The organism is Sanguibacter inulinus (assembly GCF_013415325.1).
Taxonomy (GTDB): domain Bacteria; phylum Actinomycetota; class Actinomycetes; order Actinomycetales; family Cellulomonadaceae; genus Sanguibacter; species Sanguibacter inulinus.
This window is the reverse complement of sequence record NZ_JACBYE010000011.1, coordinates 35,796-55,099: the sequence shown is the minus strand read 5'-3', so window position 1 is coordinate 55,099 and position 19,304 is coordinate 35,796. Positions and strand designations below refer to the sequence as shown.

General features: G+C 70.5%; 17 protein-coding genes and 1 pseudogene. 2 read left to right on the top strand and 16 right to left on the bottom strand.

All coding sequences use genetic code 11. The annotated features are described in order from the left end of the window. Nucleotides 1-77 precede the first annotated feature (77 nt). The 11 genes from HZZ10_RS06725 to rpsB all read right to left on the bottom strand — a co-directional run bounded on the left by HZZ10_RS06725 (nt 78) and on the right by rpsB (nt 11,197). Nucleotides 78-953, bottom strand: a complete 876-nt coding sequence (locus tag HZZ10_RS06725; protein ID WP_308507515.1) for a GNAT family N-acetyltransferase — start codon at nt 951-953, stop codon at nt 78-80. 68 nt (nt 954-1,021) lie between these two features. Beyond that, nucleotides 1,022-2,155 (bottom strand): flavodoxin-dependent (E)-4-hydroxy-3-methylbut-2-enyl-diphosphate synthase, encoded by a 1,134-nt coding sequence (gene ispG / locus HZZ10_RS06720; RefSeq protein ID WP_179912922.1) that lies wholly within the window; start codon nt 2,153-2,155, stop codon nt 1,022-1,024. 106 nt (nt 2,156-2,261) lie between these two features. Then, nucleotides 2,262-3,578 (bottom strand): M50 family metallopeptidase, encoded by a 1,317-nt coding sequence (locus HZZ10_RS06715; RefSeq protein ID WP_179912921.1) that lies wholly within the window; start codon nt 3,576-3,578, stop codon nt 2,262-2,264. 302 nt (nt 3,579-3,880) lie between these two features. Continuing rightward, nucleotides 3,881-5,074 (bottom strand): 1-deoxy-D-xylulose-5-phosphate reductoisomerase, encoded by a 1,194-nt coding sequence (gene dxr / locus HZZ10_RS06710; protein WP_056130026.1) that lies wholly within the window; start codon nt 5,072-5,074, stop codon nt 3,881-3,883. Then, entirely contained in the window at nt 5,064-5,615 is a 552-nt protein-coding gene (locus HZZ10_RS06705; protein ID WP_179912920.1) for a DivIVA domain-containing protein, read from the bottom strand. The genes dxr and HZZ10_RS06705 overlap by 11 nt, the downstream gene beginning before the upstream one ends. Next, nucleotides 5,612-6,706, bottom strand: a complete 1,095-nt coding sequence (gene rlmN, locus HZZ10_RS06700) for a dual-specificity RNA methyltransferase RlmN (protein WP_056130870.1) — start codon at nt 6,704-6,706, stop codon at nt 5,612-5,614. Before rlmN ends, HZZ10_RS06705 begins: the two co-directional genes overlap by 4 nt. A 266-nt stretch (nt 6,707-6,972) precedes the next feature. Next, nucleotides 6,973-7,827, bottom strand: a complete 855-nt coding sequence (locus tag HZZ10_RS06695) for a phosphatidate cytidylyltransferase (protein ID WP_056130020.1) — start codon at nt 7,825-7,827, stop codon at nt 6,973-6,975. Further along, complete coding sequence (gene frr / locus HZZ10_RS06690; protein ID WP_056130017.1) at nt 7,827-8,384, bottom strand: ribosome recycling factor; 558 nt, start codon at nt 8,382-8,384, stop codon at nt 7,827-7,829. Before frr ends, HZZ10_RS06695 begins: the two co-directional genes overlap by 1 nt. Before the next feature lie 73 nt (nt 8,385-8,457). Beyond that, nucleotides 8,458-9,234 carry a UMP kinase gene (pyrH, locus tag HZZ10_RS06685; protein ID WP_156382683.1) on the bottom strand — a complete coding sequence of 259 codons (777 nt, stop codon included), beginning with the start codon at nt 9,232-9,234 and terminating at the stop codon, nt 8,458-8,460. Nucleotides 9,235-9,313: 79 nt separating this feature from the next. Further along, nucleotides 9,314-10,153, bottom strand: a complete 840-nt coding sequence (gene tsf / locus HZZ10_RS06680; RefSeq protein ID WP_056130011.1) for a translation elongation factor Ts — start codon at nt 10,151-10,153, stop codon at nt 9,314-9,316. 87 nt (nt 10,154-10,240) lie between these two features. Continuing rightward, nucleotides 10,241-11,197: a 30S ribosomal protein S2 gene (rpsB, locus tag HZZ10_RS06675; RefSeq protein WP_179912919.1), complete on the bottom strand. Its 957-nt coding sequence runs from the start codon at nt 11,195-11,197 to the stop codon at nt 10,241-10,243. Nucleotides 11,198-11,608: 411 nt separating this feature from the next. Between rpsB and HZZ10_RS19815 the strand changes: the two are divergent. Beyond that, nucleotides 11,609-12,235 (top strand): annotated as a pseudogene (locus tag HZZ10_RS19815) (M23 family metallopeptidase); the annotation flags it as partial. A 63-nt stretch (nt 12,236-12,298) separates the two neighbouring features. Here HZZ10_RS19815 and HZZ10_RS06665 read toward each other — a convergent pair. The 5 genes from HZZ10_RS06665 to HZZ10_RS06645 all read right to left on the bottom strand — a co-directional run bounded on the left by HZZ10_RS06665 (nt 12,299) and on the right by HZZ10_RS06645 (nt 18,212). Further along, on the bottom strand, nt 12,299-13,372 hold the full coding sequence (locus HZZ10_RS06665) for a FliA/WhiG family RNA polymerase sigma factor (protein ID WP_228087201.1): 1,074 nt from the start codon (nt 13,370-13,372) through the stop codon (nt 12,299-12,301). Beyond that, nucleotides 13,369-14,301 (bottom strand): tyrosine recombinase XerC, encoded by a 933-nt coding sequence (locus HZZ10_RS06660; RefSeq protein ID WP_056130002.1) that lies wholly within the window; start codon nt 14,299-14,301, stop codon nt 13,369-13,371. The genes HZZ10_RS06665 and HZZ10_RS06660 overlap by 4 nt, the downstream gene beginning before the upstream one ends. Before the next feature lie 496 nt (nt 14,302-14,797). After that, nucleotides 14,798-15,862: a DNA-processing protein DprA gene (dprA, locus tag HZZ10_RS06655; RefSeq protein ID WP_308507512.1), complete on the bottom strand. Its 1,065-nt coding sequence runs from the start codon at nt 15,860-15,862 to the stop codon at nt 14,798-14,800. A gap of 428 nt (nt 15,863-16,290) precedes the next feature. Then, complete coding sequence (locus HZZ10_RS06650) at nt 16,291-17,829, bottom strand: YifB family Mg chelatase-like AAA ATPase (protein WP_179912918.1); 1,539 nt, start codon at nt 17,827-17,829, stop codon at nt 16,291-16,293. Further along, nucleotides 17,829-18,212: a YraN family protein gene (locus HZZ10_RS06645; protein ID WP_179912917.1), complete on the bottom strand. Its 384-nt coding sequence runs from the start codon at nt 18,210-18,212 to the stop codon at nt 17,829-17,831. The genes HZZ10_RS06650 and HZZ10_RS06645 overlap by 1 nt, the downstream gene beginning before the upstream one ends. A gap of 279 nt (nt 18,213-18,491) precedes the next feature. On the opposite strand from HZZ10_RS06645, the gene HZZ10_RS06640 reads away from it, so the two are divergent. Then, nucleotides 18,492-19,244: a Crp/Fnr family transcriptional regulator gene (locus HZZ10_RS06640; RefSeq protein ID WP_179912916.1), complete on the top strand. Its 753-nt coding sequence runs from the start codon at nt 18,492-18,494 to the stop codon at nt 19,242-19,244. Nucleotides 19,245-19,304 lie beyond the last annotated feature (60 nt).

The window sequence follows — 19,304 nt, the reverse complement described above, 5'->3', positions numbered from 1 at the left end:
AGTGCGTGCACGCGACAGGTCTGAACATCTTTCTCGGCCCTGTGGACGGTGCCCAGTCCAGCCCGGCTGGTGACGGGCTAGAACAGCACGGTCGCGTAGGTGCCGACCTGCTCGAAGCCGACGCGGCGGTACGTGGCGAGGGCGCGCTCGTTGAAGCTGTTGACGTAGAGCGACACCAGCCGCGCAGAGTCGGCGAGCGTCGACTGGACCACGGCAGCCATCCCGGGCGCCGCCCGGCCGGTACCACGGTCGAGAGGGTCGACCCACACGCCCTGGATCTGCGCGACGTCACGGGTCAGCGCACCGATCTCGGCCTTGAAGACGATCCGGCCGTCAGGCTCTGCGGTCCGCGAGAGGAACGAGCGGCGCTCGGCGACGAGCATCGAGACGCGCTCTTCGTAGGCGCGTCCGGAATAGGTCATGGGCGAGTAGCCGACCTCTTCCTCGAACATCCGCACGCAGGCCGGCAGGAGGTCGGGGAGGTCTGCGGCGACGGACCTGCGGACGTCGGGGTCGGGCTCGACGAGCGGAGGGCCCTGGATCACCATGGACGGCTGCTCGGTGCGCACCGACCGGGCGGGACCCCAGTAGTCCTCGAGACGCCGCCACAGGCCGAGAGCCGCGACGGCTGGCCCGACGATCGAGGAGCATCGGCGGCCCTGGGCGCGGGCCTGCGCGGCGAAGGCGTCCAGCACCTCGGCGCTCGGTTCGGGGACCACCGGGACGAGGTTCGCCCCGGACCAGCAGGCCGCCGTGATCGGGCCCTCGGCCGGGAACCCCCACGCCTTGCCCCCTGTCCGGGCGAGCCCGCTGACCAGCGCGGTCTCGACCCGGGTCGCCGCCAGGACGGAGGCGACAGGGTCGACGGCGCAGAGCGCCGCGAGCTCGGGGAGGTCGACGTCGCCGAGCTCACGGACGAGCGGGAGACCCGGAGCAGGTCGGTGAGTCCTCACAGCTGTCAACGCGACCTCCTCCGGGCCGGGCCGCGCGCGGCGCGCGTCCCCGGGCTTCGTGCTGGGTGTCAGCCGACCGAGACCACCGGGGCGCCGCCCTCGGCGGGACGCTCCATGGTCTCGGCGATCCGCATGGCCTCTTCGATGAGGGTCTCGACGATCAGCGCCTCGGGGACGGTCTTGACGACCTCTCCCTTGACGAAGATCTGGCCCTTGCCGTTGCCCGAGGCGACACCGAGGTCGGCCTCGCGGGCCTCGCCGGGTCCGTTGACGACGCAGCCCATGACCGCGACGCGGAGCGGGACCTCCATGCCCTCGAGGCCGGCGGTCACCTTCTCGGCCAGCGTGTAGACGTCGACCTGCGCGCGACCGCACGACGGGCACGAGACGATCTCGAGCTTGCGGGGGCGCAGGTTGAGGGACTGGAGGATCTGGATCCCGACCTTGACCTCTTCGACAGGCGGTGCGGAGAGAGAGACACGGATCGTGTCGCCGATCCCCTGCGAGAGCAGCGCGCCGAAGGCCGTCGCGGACTTGATGGTGCCTTGGAACGCCGGGCCGGCCTCGGTGACGCCGAGGTGCAGCGGCCAGTCGCCAGCCTGCGAGAGCAGCTCGTAGGCACGCACCATCACGACGGGGTCGTTGTGCTTGACCGAGATCTTGAAGTCGTGGAAGTCGTGCTCCTCGAAGAGCGACGCCTCCCACATGGCCGACTCGACGAGCGCCTCGGGCGTCGCCTTGCCGTACTTGGCCATGATGCGGGGGTCGAGCGACCCGGCGTTGACGCCGATGCGGATCGAGACGCCCGCGTCGCGCGCCGCGTTCGCGATCTGCTTGACCTGGTCGTCGAACTTGCGGATGTTGCCCGGGTTCACGCGGACAGCCGCGCACCCGGCGTCGATGGCCGCGTAGACGTACTTCGGCTGGAAGTGGATGTCGGCGATCACGGGGATCTGCGACTTCTTCGCGATCGCCGGGAGGGCGAGCGCATCGTCCTGGCTCGGCACGGCGACACGGACGATGTCGCAGCCCGACGCTGTCAGCTCGGCGATCTGCTGGAGGGTCGCGTTGATGTCTGTCGTCGGCGTGGTGCACATGGACTGGACGCTCACCGGGGCGTCGCCCCCTACGTCAACCTTGCCCACCTTGATCTTGCGGGTGGGTCGTCGCGGAGCGAGGACGGGCGGAGGCGCTTCTGGCATACCAAGGCTGATCGGGAGGCTCACCTCCCCAGTATCCCCCGTCGCGCCCGTCCAGGACACCCGGGCGACGGATGTTCGTCCGATATCACACGGTCGTACGAACACCTCACATGAGCTGGACGGGCCTGACGATGTCGACGTACGCGATGATCGCGCCCATCGCCGCCATGACGACGAAGACGCCGTAGGCGAGGGGCATCATGCGGGCGGTGTCTGCAGGCGCGGGACGAGGCCTCCCGCGCACCTTGGCCACCTGTCGTCGGGCGCCCTCGTAGAGCGCGCCGACGACGTGACCGCCGTCGAGGGGCAGCAGCGGGACGAGGTTGAAGGCGAAGAGCGCGATGTTGAGCCCGGCGACCATCATCAGCAGGTCGGCCGTGCGCAGCGCCGTGTCGTAGCCGTCGATCTGGGCCGAGGCGATCTCGCCCGCAAAACGCCCCACGCCGACAGGGCCGACGACCGAGGTCGGGTCGCGTTCCTCGAGACCGAGAGCCACCTGGGCGATGTCGACCATCCGCGCCGGCAGCGTGACGATCACCTGGGCGGTCTGCACGAGCCTGTCGGCCAGCATCCCCGGGACCACGGTGACCGACTCGGGCTGCAGGCCCTGCGTCGGGCCGATCCCCAGGAACCCGACGCTGCGCGTCTGCGGCTCGCCGTCGCTGCCGAGCACCGGGGCTCCCGACTCGTCGAGCACGGGACGGTCCGCGACCACGGGGGTCACGACGGACTCGACACGCTGGCCGTCACGCTCGACCACGACGTCGGTCGGGGTGCCTCCTGCGGCGCTGATGAGCGCGGCGAGCTCGTCCCAGTCTGTCGTGGCCTGCCCGCCGAACTCGACGATCGTGTCGCCCGGGAGCAGGCCTGCTGCGGCAGCGGGGGCGAGCTCGGAGCCTTCTGTGCACTCTGCGTCGCTCGGGGCACCGACGGGCAGCACGCACTGCGAGACCGAGGCGAGGGTGGTGGTCGGCCCGAAGGTGCCGAAGCCGACGACCACGGCTGTGAAGAGCACGGCGGCGATCACGAGGTTCATGAAGGGACCGCCGAGCATGACGACCAGCTTCTTGGGAGCCGAGAGGTTGTAGAAGGCGCGGTGCTCCTCCCCCGGCACGATCTCCTCGGTGCTCGCGTCGCGGGCGGACTGGATCAGCTCGGCGATGCGTCCGGTCTTGCGCTCGGCCCGCGGGTCTCCCGGCGGGTACATGCCGACGAGCCTGACGTAGCCGCCCAGCGGGATGGCCTTGAGGCCGTACTCGGTCTCACCCCGGGTCCGTGACCACAGCGTCGGACCGAAGCCGACCATGTACTGGCTGACCCTGACGCCGAACTTCTTGGCCGGGACCATGTGACCGACCTCGTGCAGGGCGATCGAGACGAGCAGCCCGCCGAGGATGACGAGCACGCCCACGAGGTAGGACATCTGGACTCCTGACGGATCGGCTCTGTGCTGTACGTGCGGCGCGGTCACGCAGTGCTGCGTGCGTGCGGCGCTCGTGGAAGGGTACCGCGCGCACCGTCGCGGTCTCGGTGCGGCATGCGTGGTCCGGCCGCCATGATCACCCGGTCACCTGGGAGCGGCCTGCACGTCGAGAGCCAGGCCGAGACCCGGTGCCGCCCGGGCGTGCGCGCAGGCCACCGGTTCCCGTCCACTCAAGGACAGGGGCTCAGTACCCAGACATCTGCGACCACCTGCCGGCGGGCCCGCACGGAGCTCTCGGTCGCTCAGCGTTCCGCGAGGACCTCGCGTGCGCGGCCGCGTGCCCACGCCTCGGCCGACAGGACGTCGTCGAGGGAGAGCTCACCCCCGTCGGCCTGGTGCTCGCCGACGACACGCTCGACGGTCTCGACGATCTCGAGGAAGCCGATGCGACCGCCGAGGAAGGCCGCGACGCACTCCTCGTTCGCAGCGTTGAACACCGCGGGGTGCGTCGCTCCAGCGGCAGCCACCTGGCGGGCGAGCCGGACAGCACCGAAGAGCGTCTCGTCGAGCGGCTCGAAGGTCCACGCGACAGGGCTCGACCAGTCGCAGGGTGTCGCGACGTCGTCGAGGCGTTCGGGCCAGCTGAGGCCCAGGGCGATCGGGAGACGCATGTCGGGCGGGGAGGCCTGCGCGATGGTCGATCCGTCGCGGAACTCGACCATCGAGTGCACGACAGACTGCGGGTGGACGACCACGGTGATGTCCTCGACGGCGACGTCGAAGAGCAGGTGGGCCTCGATGAGCTCGAGCCCCTTGTTCATGAGTGTCGCCGAGTTAATCGTGACGACGGGTCCCATCGACCACGTCGGGTGCGCGAGCGCCTGGTCGACCGAGACCGCCTTGACGTCGTCCCGGTGCCACCCGCGGAAGGGTCCGCCGGAGGCCGTGAGGATCAGCCTGCGGACCTCGTGGTGGGAGCCGGAGCGCAGGCTCTGGGCCATCGCCGAGTGCTCGGAGTCCACAGGGACGATCTGGTCGGGACGCACCCGTGCGGCACGGACCAGCGGACCACCCACGACGAGGGACTCCTTGTTCGCCAGCGCCAGGGTCGAGCCGGAGCTCAGCGCGGCGAGCGTCGGACCGAGGCCCACCGAGCCGGTGATGCCGTTGAGCACGACGTCGGCTCCCGAGCCGGCCACGGTCGAGGCCGCGTCGGGGCCGGAGAGGATCTCGACCTGCGAGGCACCGCCGGGCCGACCGGCGGACAGCCGGTCCAGGTGCTCGCGGAGCGCAGGCACCGCTCCCTCGTCGGAGACGGCGACGACCTCGACACCGAGGTCGAGAGCCTGCTGGGCGAGCAGCTCCGGCTGTCCTCCCCCAGCTGTCAGCGCCGTGACGCGGTACCTGTCGCGGTGCCGTGAGATGACGTCGACGGCCTGCGTGCCGATCGAGCCTGTCGACCCGAGGAGGGCGACTGTGCGCACGTCACTCGACACCGAGCAGCACCTCGACAGCGCGAGAGAAGAAGGCGTCGACGGGGGCCTCGGCGTAACCGCGCTTGCCGGTGCGGCGGCGGAACCTGGCGCGGCGGATCTCGTCGGCCGTGATCGGCTCCGTCTTGTCGAAGTACTCGACGAGGCGGTCGCAGAGCTCGTCGACGTCGTCGCGGTCGTAGGCGGGCTCGCCCCGGCGGGCAGGATCGAAGCGCTCGCCGTCCGGGCGCCCGAGACGGCCGTAGAGCGACCTGGCGCTCTCGGCGAGGTCCTCCATCCAGCCGGCTGACCCGCGGGTCACCAGGACCTCCTGGCGCGCCCGGGCGACGAAGGCGCTCTCGAGCCTGTCGAGGGCGGCGTCGACCTCGTCGGTGTCGTAGCCGCCGCGTGCCAGGTCAAAACCAGCCGACCGGATCTCGCGGCTGGTGAGGTCCTCGTCGCTCTCGCCCTCGTAGACGGCACGGGCGTGGTCGAAGAACTCGTCGACGTCCTCCTGCTCGTAGCCGAGCTTGAACCGAGAGACCGTCGAGAACATCTTCGTCATGCTGACTCCTCCGCTGCGAGCTGCCCACAGGCGCCGTCGATGTCACTTCCCCGGGTGTCACGGATGGTGGTCGGGATGCCGTGACCGCGCAGGCGCGCGACGAACTCGTCCTCGACGTGCTGCTCGCTCGCGGTCCAGATCGAGCCCGGGGTCGGGTTGAGCGGGATCGGGTTGACGTGCACCCAGCCCTGGCCGCGGGCCGTGAGCTTCTCGCCGAGCAGGTCGGCGCGCCAGGCGTGGTCGTTCATGTCCTTGATGAGCGCGTACTCGATGCTCACGCGGCGACCTGTCGCGTCGAAGTAGCCGCGTGCGGCGTCGAGGACCTCGTCGACGGACCAGCGGGTGTTGATCGGGACGAGGTCGCTGCGGAGCTCGTCGTCCGGGGCGTGCAGCGACAGCGCGAGCGTGACCGGGATGCCCTCCTTGGCGAGCTTGTTCATCGCCGGGACCAGGCCCACAGTCGAGACGGTGATGTTGCGCGCGGACATGCCGAGACCGTCAGGGGCAGGAGCCACAGCCTGGCGGACTGTGCCGATGACAGCCTTGTAGTTCGCGAGCGGCTCACCCATCCCCATGAACACGAGGTTGTTCAGGCGGGTCGGGCCACCGGGGATCTCGCCGTCGGCGAGCGACTTGGCGGCCTGGCGGATCTGCTCGACGATCTCGGCTGTCGAGAGGTTGCGGGTCAGTCCGAGCTGGCCTGTCGCGCAGAACGGGCAGGCCATGCCGCAGCCCGCCTGGCTCGATACGCACAGCGTGGTGCGGCTCGTGTACCGCATGAGTACCGACTCGACCTTGACCTGGTCGTAGAGGTGCCACAGGGTCTTGACGGTCGTGCCGCCGTCGGCCTCCATCGTGCGGACCTTGGTGAGCAGCGGCGGGAACAGCGCGTCGGTGAGGACGTCACGGCTCCCGGCCGGCAGGTCGGTCATGTCCTGGGGGTCGGCCGTGAGGTGCGAGAAGTAGTGCGTCGCGAGCTGCTTGGCGCGGAACGGCTTCTCGCCGAGCTCGGTCACGGCGGCGACGCGCTCCTCGGGCGAGAGGTCGGCGAAGTGGCGCGGGGGCTTCCCGCGGCGGGGCGGGGCGGCCATCTGGAGCGTCAGCGGGGTCTTGAGGCCAGCCTGCTGGGCTGCGCTCAGTCCGGTCGGGCGCTCGGTGGTTGAGCGTTGAACAGCCATGGTCACAGATCCAGTCGGTTGGTGATGAGTGGTGCGGTCGCGCAGGTGGTGCTGCAGTGCAGGTCGTGCGTGTGCGGGTCGTGCGGTCGTGCGGGTGCTGCTGCCGTGCCGGTGGTGCGGAGCCACGGCGCGAGCGCCACGTCCAGTCTGCCGTGGTTCCGGCAGGCCGTCACCTGTCGTCAGGCGGCGAGCTCAGGCCCTACGGAGAGCAGCAGGTAGACGAAGGGTGCCGTGAGGAGCATCGAGTCGAGCCTGTCGAGCACTCCCCCGTGCCCTGGGAGCAGCGAACCCATGTCCTTCAATTCTAGGTCGCGCTTGATCATCGACTCGGCGAGGTCTCCGAGCGTCGCGGTCAGAGGTGTCAGCAGACCGAGCGCCAGACCGATGACGGGGTTGTGGTCGAGCAGCAGCACCGCACCCACGAGACCGACCGCCATCGCGAGGACGAAGGACCCCGCGAGCCCTTCCCAGCTCTTCTTGGGACTGACCGACGGCGCCAACGGGTGCTTGCCGAAGAGCACACCCGCCACGAAGCCGCCCACGTCGTTCGCGACCGCGAGCAAGATGAACACGAGCACCTGCCAGTGCCCGTCGTCCGCTGCGAGCATGAGCATGACGAAGCCGCCCATGAGCGGGAGGTAGGTCGCTGCGAAGATCCCCGCAGCCGCGTCCCGCACGGCTCCGGTCCCCCCGCCGTCGACCACGCGCCACACGACCAGGCCCGCCGCCGTGAGGACGAACGAGACCATGAGGGCCTCGGACCCCGCCCTGTAGGTCGAGACGAGCATCCCCGCAGACCCGACCCACAGCGGGAGCAGCGGGATGTGGATCCCGCGTCGTCCGAAGGCGTGGGAGAGCTCCCAGAGCGCTGCGCCGATCGCGACCAGCGCGAAGACGATGAAGACCTCTTTGCGGATGAACAGCGACCCGAAGACGACGAGGAGCAGGCCGACGCCGACTCCGATCGCGACCGGGAGGTTGCGACCTGTGCGCGGTGCGCGCACGACGGCGTCGGAGAGTGGAGAGTCGACCATCAGACTTCGAGCAGCTCAGCTTCCTTGGAGGCGAGGAGCGCGTCGACGATGTCGACGTGACGCTTGGTGATCGCCTCGAGCTCCTTCTCCGCGCGCACGCCCTCGTCCTCGCCCGCGTCGCCGTCCTTGACGAGCTTGTCGAGCGTGTCCTTGGCCTTGCGACGGACAGCGCGCACCGAGACGCGGGCATCTTCTGCCTGGGTCTTGGCAAGCTTGACGTACTCCTTGCGACGCTCGGCCGTCAGGACCGGGAGGACGATCCGGATGACGTTGCCGTCGTTGCTCGGGTTGACGCCGAGGTCGGAGTCGCGGAGCGCGCGCTCGATGGCCGGCAGCGCCGTCTTGTCGAAGGGCACCACGAGGATGGTGCGCGCCTCAGGGGTGTTGAACGAGGCGAGCTGCTGGAGCGGAGTCTGGGCGCCGTAGTACTCGACGGTGATCCGCGAGAACATCGCGGAGTTCGCGCGCCCCGTCCGGATGCTCGCGAAGCCGTTCTTGGCGACCTCGATCGCCTTGTCCATCTTGTCCTCAGCCTCGAGGAGGGTGTCGTCGATCACCGGTACTCCTTCATCACGATCTCGGCGCCACGCTCACCGCATGGCAGGGCTCTGTGCACAGGTCGGCAGGCTCTCAGCCTGCGGTGACCAGCGTGCCGATCTTCTCACCCAGCAGCGCGCGGGTGACGTTTCCGGGCTCGTCCATGCCGAACACCCGCATGTGCACGTCGTTGTCGCGGCACAGGCTCAGGGCCGTGGCGTCCATGACGGCGAGGTCGTTGACGAGCGCGTCGGTGTAGGTCAGGGAGTCGAGCTTGACCGCGTCGGGGTCCTTGCGCGGGTCGGCGGAGTAGACGCCGTCGACGCCGTTCTTGCCCATGAGGACCTCGTGGCAGTGCGTCTCGAGGGCCCGCTGGGCTGCGACGGTGTCGGTCGAGAAGTAGGGCATGCCTGCGCCGGCGCCGAAAATCACGACGCGGCCCTTCTCGAGGTGGCGGATGGCGCGCAGCGGGATGTACGGCTCGGCGACCTGACCCATCGCGATGGCGGTCTGCACGCGCGTGCTCACCCCAGCCTGCTCGAGGAAGTCCTGGAGGGCGAGGCAGTTCATGACGGTGCCGAGCATGCCCATGTAGTCGGCCCGCGAGCGGTCGAGACCCTGCTGCGAGAGCTCGGCGCCGCGGAAGAAGTTCCCGCCGCCGACCACGATCGCGACCTGGACGCCCTCGGCGACAGCGTCGGCGATCTCTGCGGCGACCCTGCGGACGACCGCGGACGCGAGCCCGATCTGGCCACCGCCGAAGGCTTCGCCCGAGAGCTTGAGGAGGACCCTGCGAGCTCCGCCGGTGCCCGTCCTGGGGTCGTGGCTGCCGTGGTAGTCCGTCGAGGCGTTCGTCACTTCTGTTCCCATCGTCAGGTCACTTCTCCCACCGTGTGCGCGATGCCCGGCCCGCGAGGTCGCGGGCCGGGCATCGGCGTCGTTCAGTCGATCAGGAGCCGACGCGGAAGCGCACGAACGCCGTCGCGGTGCCGCCGACCTCTTCGAGGGTCTTCGCGACCGACTTCTTCGGGTCCTTGGCAAGGGGCTGGTCCAGGAGGACGACGTCCTTGAAGAACCCGCCGAGGCGGCCTTCGATGATCTTCGGCAGGGCAGCCTCGGGCTTGCCCTCGTTGCGCGAGGTCTCCTCGGCGATACGACGCTCGTTGGCGACGGTCTCGGCGGGGACGTCCTCACGGCTGAGGAAGCTCGGGGCGATCGCGGCGATGTGCTGCGCGATGTCCTTGCCCACGACAGCCCCGGCCTCGTCGGTGCCGACGAGGACACCGATCGACGGGGGGAGGTCCTTGCTCGTGCGGTGCAGGTAGCTGGTCACCTTGGGAGCAGAGACGCGAGCGACGCGGCGCAGCACGATCTTCTCTCCGAGGGTCGCAGCGGTCGACGCGACGAGCTCGGCGACGGTCTCGCCGTCGACGTCGGCGGCCAGGGCGGCCTCGACGTCGGTGGCACCCGACGCGGCGACGGCCGCGAGGACGCGGTCGGCCAGCGCGATGAACGCGTCGGACTTCGCGACGAAGTCGGTCTCGGAGTTGAGCTCGACGACGGTGCCGACCTCTCCACCGTCGGTGGGCTCGACGACCAGGGCGACGAGGCCCTCGGACGTGGCGTTGCCCTCACGCTTCGAGACGCCCTTGAGCCCCTTGATGCGGATGATCTCGAGAGCCTTCTCGGCGTTGCCGTCAGCCTCGTCGAGCGCCTTCTTGACGTCGAGCATGCCTGCACCTGTGCGCTCACGGAGCGCCTTGATGTCAGCGGCGGTGTAGTTCGCCATAAGTTGTGTCCTTCGGGTCTAGGAGCTGGATCAGGGTGCGGGAGGACGGCCGGGACGAGCCCGGCCGTCCACCCGGGACGCTGTCTACTACTTGGACTCTGCCTCGGCGGCCGGGGCCTCGACCTCGGCAGCAGCCTCGGCGGCGGGCGCCTCAGCAGCAGGTGCCTCGGCGGCGGGCGCCTCAGCAGCGGGAGCCTCGGCGGCCGGGGTCTCGGCTGAAGCGTCGGCCGCGGGGGCCTCGGCGGCCGGAGCCTCGGTCGCGGCAGCGTCCTTGGACGCACCCTCGAGGAGCTCGCGCTCCCAGGCGGCGAGAGGCTCGGCCTCGGTCGCCTCGGCGCCACCGGACTTGCCGGCGTGACGGGCGATGAGGCCCTCGGCGACGGCGTCAGCGATGACTCGCGTCAGCAGCGCGACGGCGCGGATGGCGTCGTCGTTGCCCGGGATCTTGTAGTCCACGACGTCGGGGTCGCAGTTGGTGTCGAGGATCGCGACGATCGGGATGTGCAGCTTGCGCGCCTCGTCGACAGCGAGGTGCTCCTTGTTGGTGTCCACGATCCACACGGCGGAGGGGATCTTCGCCATGTCGCGGATGCCGCCGAGGGTGCGGGCGAGCTTGTCGCGCTCGCGGCGCATGATGAGCAGCTCCTTCTTGGTGAAGGCGCTCCCTGCGACGTCGTCGAAGTCGACCTGCTCGAGCTCCTTGAGACGCTGCAGACGCTTGTTGACGGTCTGGAAGTTGGTGAGCATGCCACCGAGCCAGCGGTGGTTCACGTAGGGCATGCCGACACGAGCAGCCTGCTCGGCGACGGGCTCCTGCGCCTGCTTCTTGGTGCCGACGAAGAGGATCGACCCACCGTGGGCGACCGTCTCCTTGACGAACTCGTAGGCGCGGTCGATGTACGACAGCGACTGCTGGAGGTCGACGATGTAGATGCCGTTGCGCTCCGTGAAGATGAAACGCTTCATCTTCGGGTTCCAACGACGGGTCTGGTGTCCGAAGTGGACACCGCTCTCGAGGAGCTGGCGCATGGTCACGACGGCCATGGCACTTCCTTTCGGCACGACCGGGATCATCCCAGCATCGTGCACAGTCTTCTGCGGCACGAGGCCGCGTTCCGGTTGTCGGCGAGCACCCCGGTGGGTGACGCCCCTAGCACCTCAGACCTGGGCACCGGGTTCTCCCCGGACCGCGCCCACGTCTGGCGACCGGCGGGGCCGGTCGGTCAGGTGCGTGAAGTCGATCTCCGGCTCGTCCGGCTCTGCGCGGTCCGTCGTACCTCGGTGCGAGTCCTCTCAGACCAGCGTCCCGGGCCACGACGGCTACCTGCAGGCAGCACGAACACGGCGGTCGCACCGTGAAGTCTACCGGACATCCACCCTGTGGAGGGCCACGGTCGTCCACCGCTCCCCCGGCAGGCACAGCCCGCCGGCCGGCGGGTCGGGCACCCTCGACGCATGACACGAACCCGGACCACCGCACCGGGACGCTCGAGACGGGCACGGATCGCCAGGACCGTCGCGCTCGTCCTGGTCCTCGTCTGCGCCAGCGCCAGCGTCCAGACCCCGTCGACGCCCGCAGCGGCCGTAGCGGCCTCAGCAACGTCAGGCACGTCAGGCACGTCAGGCACGTCAGGCACGTCAGGCACGTCATCGTCTGGCACGACCCCGGCTGACAGCGAGCCCACGTCGTCCGGCATAGTCCTGCCGGTCGGGACCATGCCCCCAGGCCCGGTCGACCGGGCCGCTCTCGTGTCGTCAGGTCTCCTCGTCTCCGACGTCGAACTGCCCGACGCACCGTGGGAGGCCGGGCACCGCGGCGTCGACCTCGCTGCCGCCTCTGGGGCGACTGTCGTGGCCCCAGCCGCCGGTGTGGTCACCTTCGCGGGGGTCGTGGTCAGCAGGCCTCTGGTGGTCGTGACACACCCAGACGGTCTGCGCTCCACGCTCGAGCCGGTCGACCCGAGCCTCGCTGTCGGCACCTCGGTCGCCACGGGAGAGCCCGTGGGGACCGTCGGCGAGGGGGCGTCATCGCACTGCGCACCTGCGTCGTGCCTGCACTGGGGCGTGCGACGCGGAGACGTCTACCTCGACCCGCTGGTCCTGCTGGGGATCGTCGAGCCGGTGGTCCTGCTCCCTGTCAGGGGCTCAGGCCCCTTCGCTGCGGGACAGCTTCTCCCGCAGCCTGCCCATCGCGGCGGTGTGCATCTGCGAGATGCGCGACTCGGTCACACCGAGGACCTTGCCGATCTCGGCGAGGGTCATGCCCTCGTAGTAGTAGAGGACGAGCATGATCTTCTCGCGCTCGCCGAGCTGGTCCATCGCCTGGGAGAGCAGGAACTTCGTCTCCTTGGACTCGAAGGACCGGGCCGGGTCTGTGGCGCGCGAACCCTGGGCGACGTCCAGGTGCCCGACGGGCTCGAGCTGCTCGCTGGCCCCGAACACCTCGTCGAGCGCGACGAGGTTCACCGTCGAGACGAGGTGGCGGATCGACCGGAGCTCGCTCGCCGGGATCTGCATGTGCTCGGCGATCTCGGTGTCGGTCGGCGCCCTGTGCAGCGTCCCCTCGAGCTCCGCGTGGGCGCGGTCGACAGCGCGCGCCTTGGAGCGGACAGAACGCGGGACCCAGTCGGAGGCACGGAGCTCGTCGAGGATCGCGCCCCGGATGCGAGACGTGGCGTAGGTCTCGAACTTGATCTCGCGGTCGAGCTCGAACTTCTCGATCGCGTCGATCAGCCCGAACATCCCGTAGGAGACGAGATCTGCGTGCTCCACGGTGCTCGGGAGCTTCATCCCGACGCGGGACGCGACCGAGGTCACGAGCGGGGCGTAGTGGAGGATCAGCTGCTCACGGAGCATCGCGTCGGCGCAGCCCTTGTACCGCTGCCAGACCCCGGCGATCTCGCGAGCGGCTGCCGACGCGGCAGCGGTCGCGGCATCGACGGCGACGCTGGACGCGACGACCACCGTCCGGCGGGCATCCCTGTCGAGACGCTCGTGGAGCATGCCGGACCGCGCGGGTCGTGAGGACGTGTCATGGCTGGGTTCAGCAGCACGAGCGAGGACGGACACCTGAGCGGCGGTGTCGACGGCGTCGGAGACGGCCGTGGTGGAGCTGTCGCGCGAGGTCGGCTCCGCGAGCAGCGTCGCCCCCTGGGGCGAGACGTGCTCGTCGAGCGTGACAGGGCTCGGTGCGGTCATGAGGTTCTCTGCTTCGATCATGCGCGAGGGTGCGCCAGCTGGTAGGACGACCTGAGACGTTCGGCCGAGACGTGCGTGTAGCGCTGCGTGGTCGAGAGGGTCGAGTGACCGAGGACCTCTTGGACGGTCCTGAGGTCAGAACCACCGTGCAGCAGATGAGTGGCGGCGCTGTGGCGCAGGTCGTGAGGCGCGACGTCGTCGACGGCCGCAAGAGCCGCGAGCCTGTGGACAGCCTCACGGATCTGCCGCTGGCCCCAGCGCTGGCCCCGCTGACCGAGGAAGACCGCCGTGGCACCGCTCCCACCAGCGAGGGTGGGGCGCCCGTCCTCCAGCCACGACCGCAGAGCATCTGCTGCAGGGACACCGAAGGGTACGACGCGCTCGCGGTCGCCCTTTCCGATCACCCGGAGCGAGCGCGCATCGAGGTCGACGTCCTGGAGGTCGAGAGAGACGAGCTCTCCGACACGGGCCCCGGTGGCGTAGAGCAGCTCGACGCAGGCCCAGGCCCGAAGATCGGCAGGGCTGCCGTCGACGGCGAGCTCACGGGCGGTCTCCATGAGCGTGGCGGCTCCGGTGACTGCGAGGACGGTCGGCAACGACCGGGCGACCTTCGGGCTGCCCAGACGCACGGAGGGGTCTGTACCGACGCGGCCGGTGCGCTCGGCCCAGGCGTAGAACGACCTGACGGCAGCACCACGACGAGCCACCGTCGACCGTGACAGGCTCCGCCCAGCCATCTGCGCCAGCCAGCCACGCAGCGTCGCGAGGTCGACGCCTGCGAGGCCTTCGGCCCCTGACTCCTGCGCGAAGGTCGAGAGCTGTGCGACGTCCGAGAGATAGGCCCGGACCGTGTGGTCGGACAGGCCCCGCTGAGACGTCAGGTGTGCGGCGAAGTCCTCGAGGACGCTGTCGTCGTCGAGGCTCGGTGCTCCGCCGGCGCTCTGCTGCATGGGCAATACGGTGGACTGTCCGGGCGTCGCGTTCAAGGACCCACACGGATGGAGTTTGAGACGGCTGTCACCATTCCTTGGAAAACCGAGGAAATCAGACGCCGGTCGTGGTGCGGCCGGAGGAACTTCACCCTGCCCGCATCCCTTACCATGCGGTCGGTCCACTCGCGCCGGTCGACACCTCAGGCTCTGAGGGCGTCGCTGCACTCCCCTGACCAGGGCGAGGACCGCGCCGGGCCAGGCACCGAAGAGTCAGCTCGCCTCACACCCCCTGACCAGTTCGAGGACCACCCTCGGGCCGAGCGCCAGGGCGGCGGCGCTCCTCCTCGTCGGGGCGCCTCCGAGCCGTGATCCGACTGGCGGGATGCTGCGTCCGCGTCGTCACGGCGACCAGGCGACCAGGCATCCAGACGCCCAGGCGTCCAGGCGTCCACGTCTACGCCCACGCCCACGGCGGTCACAGCAGACCGCCCGGTCGCTCCTGGTCGCCGCGCAGTCACCGGCCACGGCCCGCGCGCCTCCAGCCGGCCTCGCTCCGGGCAGCCTGCCCTCTGAGCTCGAGGACCCCCAGGGCGGACATGACCTCGTGGGGTGCCAGCCCCGAGGACCGCGCCAGCGCCTCGACCGTCGCGGGCCTGCGGACAGGGAGGGCGTCGAGCGTCGCGATGGCACCGTCGTCGAGACCGTCGTCGGGACGAGCACCGCTCTCGTCCCGGCGTGCCTCCTGCTCCGCGAGCTCGGCCACCCCGTCACCCGCCGCACCTGTGAGCTCGAGGACCTCTGCGACGTCCGTCACGCACACGGCGACACCCTCCCGCATCAGGCGGTGGGACCCAGCCGAGGCAGCGGAGGTGACGGGTCCGGGGACGGCTCCGACGGGTCGACCGAGCCCGGCGGCGAGCCGAGCCGTCACCAGCGACCCTGACCGCCACGCCGCCTCGACGACGACGGTCGAGCGCCCGGCCGCTGCGATCAGCCGGTTACGCCTGAGGAACCTCACCCGGCTCGGGACCGCGCCGGGCGGCACCTCGCTCAGCAGCAGACCGCCTCTGTCGACGACTGCGCGCAGGAGGGCTGTGTTCCCCGCTGGGTAGAGGCGGTCGACACCGCCTGCCAGGACGGCGACGGTCACCCCGCCCACGGCGAGCGTCGCCCTGTGCACGGCTGCGTCGATCCCGTACGCACCTCCGGAGACCGTGCCGCGGCGAGCGTCGACAAGACCCGCAGCCATCTCTGCCGCGATCCGCTCGCCGTAGTCGGTGCTGGCCCGCGCGCCGACGATCGAGACCGCCCCCGCGAGCGCCTCGTCGACCCTGACCGTTCCCCGTACCCAGAGGCAGAAGGGCGTCTCGTCACCCAGGTCGTCGATCTGCGTGGGCCACTCGCGGTCGCCCGGGACGACCAGACGTCCACCGAGCCGTCCGAGGTTCGTGAGGTCGATCTCCGGGTCGACCCGACCCGCGCGCAGCGCCCACCGCCCGGCTGCCGACATCAGCCGTCGCTGCACGGTCGGGTCGTCGACGCCGAGGACCTCGCACAGACCGACGACCGCGCGTCGCACCGATGCTGGGGACCCGGTCACGTCGTCCCGCGACGGCTGACCAGTCGCTCCACCCTGCTGATGACGAGTGCCGGTCGGAGCTGGTGCTGCTGACCCTGCCGGTCCCGCGAGGGCGGCACCCACTCTCACGGTCGGGCCGACCTCGCCCCGTCCGGCCGGCGTCACCGGGGCCGCGGACGGGGGTGGCTGGCCCTGGGCCACAGTCGCCCTGGTCAGCGAGGCCCGAGTGGTCGAGACCTCTCCAGCGGGCGACCAGGTCGACCCGCCGACTGCCACGCTCTCCACCCACCGGAGGGCGTCGACGGGCCCCACCGCACGCACCAGCGCCCCGGCGGTGCTGTCCGCCGGCTCGGCGATCCGGCTCCAGGCCGCCCGCGCCAGCCGCTCCTCGTCGTCGGCAGTCCCCACGCCCGCGCTGCTCCCCGCGCTCACAGCCCGTGCCCCCGCGTCCGGAGCATCAGGGCACGTCCGATGTCGTCAGGCTCGGGGCTCAGACGGCCGGCGAGGTCAGCCAGCGTCCACGCGACCCGCAGCACCCTGTCGGCGCCCCGCAGGCTCAGCGTCCCCCTGTCGAGCGCCGCGTCGAGATCCCGGAGGAGCACGCGCCCGTTCCCGATCTTGTCTCGCAACCAGGTCCCCGGCACCTCGCTGTTCGTGGTCCACCCCGCGGGGCGCAGCCGCTCACGAGCAGCCTCACGCGCCTGGAGCACCCGCCGCGCCACGACGTCCGTCCCCTCGCGGACCGTCTCGTCCATGGCATCGAGCCGGGTCACGGGGTGCACCTCCACCTGCAGGTCGACCCTGTCGAGCAAGGGGCCGGACAGCCTCGCGAAGTACCGCCGCCGGGCCATCGGCGTGCAGGAGCACTCGAGCCCCTTCCCGATGGACAGCCCGCACGGGCAGGGGTTCGCGGCGAGGACGAGCTGGAACCTGGCGGGATACCGTGCGCTCCCAGCCGCCCGCTGGATCACGAGCTCACCGTGCTCGAGAGGCTGCCGGAGCGTCTGCAGGACCCGTGGGGAGAACTCAGGTGCCTCGTCCATGAACAAGATGCCGCGGTGCGCCCTCGAGGCTGCACCTGGTCTGGGTGTGCCGCTGCCACCGCCCACCACGGCTGCCGGCGTCGCGGTGTGGTGGGGGTCTTCGAAGGGCGGCCTGTCCAGCAGGCCTCGGGACGCGTCGAAGGTCCCCGCCACAGAGTGCACAGAGGTCACCTCGATCGCCTCCGACTCCGTGAGCGCCGGGAGCAGGCCCGGCAGCCGCTGAGCCAGCATCGTCTTGCCGGTGCCCGGCGGTCCGACCATGAGGAGGTGGTGCCCACCGGCGGCGGCGACCTCGAGCGCGGCACGGGCGGACGTCTGCCCCACCACGTCGCTCAGGTCGCCGAGGTCGGTCCTGACCTGAGCCGTGACGAGACCTCCCGGCCGGACCCCGACGTCGGGCGGGACGACGACGTCCGCCCCGTAGCGTGCGACGACCTCTGCGAGCCTGTGCGCACCGTAGACCTCCATGCCCGGCACCAGACCTGCCTCGGCGGCGTTCGCCGCTGGGACGACCACCCGGGTGACACCCGCCGCCGCTGCCGCCGCGACTGCGGGCAGGACCCCACGGACCGGGTGGACCCGTCCGTCGAGCCCGAGCTCACCGAGGTGGACGGTCCGGGCCAGGCCCTCGTGGCGGACGAGACCCGCCCCCGCGAGCATCGCCACGGCGATCGCGAGGTCGTAGCCCGACCCGGACTTCGGCAGCGAGGCAGGTGACAGGTTGACCGTCACCTTCCGCTGGGGCAGCACAAGACCCGTCGAGGCGACGGCGGCGCGCACGCGGTCACGCGACTCGGCCAAGGAGGTGTCGGGCAGGCCGACGAGCGTGAAGCCTGGCACCGACGCTGCGAGATGGGCCTCGACCTCGACGAGATGCCCCGTCATCCCGACGAGGCAGACTGCGAGCGTCACCCCGAGCCCCATCAGACGACCCCGACCAGGTGCTCGAGCCGTGCGGGCTCGTCACGCACCAGCAGGACCGCGACGACGTCGATCCGCACCGAGAGCGGCCGCTCGGCGAGGGTCTCGACGACCCGTCCGGCCAGCCACTCCCCCGCCAGACGCCGCAGCCGGGCGAGCTTGACTGGCGTCACCGCCTCGGCTGGATGGCCATACCCGAGACCTGTCCGGGTCTTCACCTCGACGACCACCAGCTCACGCCCCTCGAGGGCCACGATGTCGATCTCGCCACGGGTGCCTCGCCAGTTGCGCTCGACGACCACCCATCCCGCAGCGACGAGCATCTGCGCCGCGAGATCTTCGCCGTACCGGCCCACTGCAGCCCGGTCTGTCCTGTCCACGTCCATGTCGTACCTCCGAGACAGACCATGCGCCGGAGACCGTCACCTACGCGACGAGACACTGTCGACCTGTGGACGACGGGTCACGATCACCATCTGTGGACGGGCGGCGGAGGAGGACGCAGAAGTGGAGCACTGTCATAAGCCTACAGAAAGCCCTATAGTCACTTTTGACTCAAAGATGAGATGGCTGGCACTCGCGCTGGGCCCAGAGCCCTGGCTCGAGCTGGCCGCGCGCAGTGGCTCTGAGGCTCTAGACGCGCGCGCCGAGACACGGAGGGCACGATGACCACCCGAGAGACACTCCTCCTCACCCCACCTGCAGCACCAGGGTCAGGCCGTGACCGCTCGCTCGGCAGACGTCTGGAGATCCTGAGCCGCATGCCGTGGCTCGCGAAGGCAGCACCTGGAGACGTCCGGGCCGTCGAACCGTTCGTCCGATCGCGCCGATACCGGCCCGGAGAGCTCGTCTACAGTGTCGGCATCCCGGCAGACCACCTCTTCTGCGTGGTCTCGGGTGCCGTGAGATTGGTCCGCACCTCGGCCCACGGGCGGGACGTGGTCACAGACATCCTCGGCCCCGGAGACAGCTTCGGAGGACCGGGTCTGCTGGGTCACCTCCTGTACCCAGACAGTGCCCAGGCGATGGCCAGGACACAGGTCTTGACTATCCCTGCCGACAGGCTCGTCGAGATGATGGACCGGCGGCCCGGGCTCGCACGGGCCGCCCTCGAGGAAGCCCTCCACCGCGTGGAGCAGACGCGTCAGACGATCCGCCGGCTGTCCGCAGACAACCCCCAGCAGCGCGTCGCCGCGGTCCTGATGCTGCTGGCCGACAAGTTCGGGACCGAGCAGGACGGTGCGCTCGTCCTCGCCCCCTCCCTCACCCGGGTCGAGATGGCGGCATCGACAGGGCTGAGCGCGGAGACCGTGAGCCGGGTGATGAGCCTGCTCCGCGACGACGGGATCATCGGCACGGGCCGCCACTGGACGTCCGTCCTCGACAGGGGCCGGCTCGCTGGGATCGCGGAGGGGTGAGAGCCGGTCACGCGGCACCGCAGGACGAAGCCCAGCACTCGACGCAGGAACACCGACGAC